This is a genomic window from Mesorhizobium sp. WSM4817, from assembly GCF_055811135.1.
In genome coordinates, this window is sequence record NZ_JBVVQQ010000106.1 from 1 (window position 1) to 917 (window position 917).

Sequence of the window (917 nt, forward strand, 5' to 3'; positions counted from 1 at the left end):
TTGAGGGCAAAGTCGATGATGGAGCAGACCAGCCCGCTTATGCAAAATCTCCGGCGTTCAGGCGTTTGGTTCGCCGCATCCGTTCTAGTGTTGGCGGCTTCGTCGATCGGGCTAAGTCGGTTTCTTGAAACCGAAACGCCAACCGTTTCCCTCGCGCTGGATCCGTTGAACGTCAATGCCTTGATAGGCGAGATTACTCACGACCTGAACGATACAAGCAATGCTTCCGATCTCGACGCCATGCTTGCCAAGCTCGAAAGCGCGCTTCGCTTTGACCTTGCGGACGCACGTCTCTACAGCCTGATCGGCGAGATCAAGTACCGGAAGGGTGAAAAAGATCAGGCCTATGAGTTTTTCGATCAAGCTCGAAATTTATCCAAGACCGAAATCCTCGCGCTCCAGAGGTCAATAGGCCGCTCCATCGAAATAGGCGATCTGTCCGGGGCCGTCCGCGAGATCGATATTTTGCTGCGGCGATGGCCAGATCAATTTCCTGATATCGCCGAGGGGCTGCCGACAATCCTCTCGAATCCCGATGGATATCAGGCTGTGCTGGCAGCCATCAGGGCCGCGGCGCCCTGGAGGTCCAATCTGTTGGTCACGCTGGGGAAAACCCCCGACGGGCTCGATTTCGCAAATCGGTTGCTGCTCGATTTGACTGGGTCAAGTGCGCCACCAAACTCGAGCGAGGTGTCCTATCTGATCCACAGCTATTTTGGTCAGAAAAAATATGAACAAGCGTATCGGTTGTTTCTTTTCAGTCTGTCCGATCAAGAACGGAAATTGGGCGGATACATTTTCAACAGCACATTTGAGCCTGTGTCCGGCGGCAAGCCTTTCGATTGGCAGGTCGGCGATCAGTCGGGTCTCGAAGTTACGCTTGCAACGGCTCAAAATGCGGTTGAAGGTGAGGGGGG

1 protein-coding gene is annotated in these 917 nt (G+C 54.3%); it reads left to right on the forward strand.

The annotated features are described in order from the left end of the window. Nucleotides 1-15: 15 nt before the first annotated feature. Nucleotides 16-917: tetratricopeptide repeat protein (locus AC0L2K_RS34905; protein ID WP_473533649.1), on the forward strand; the 902-nt coding region annotated here is incomplete at its 3' end.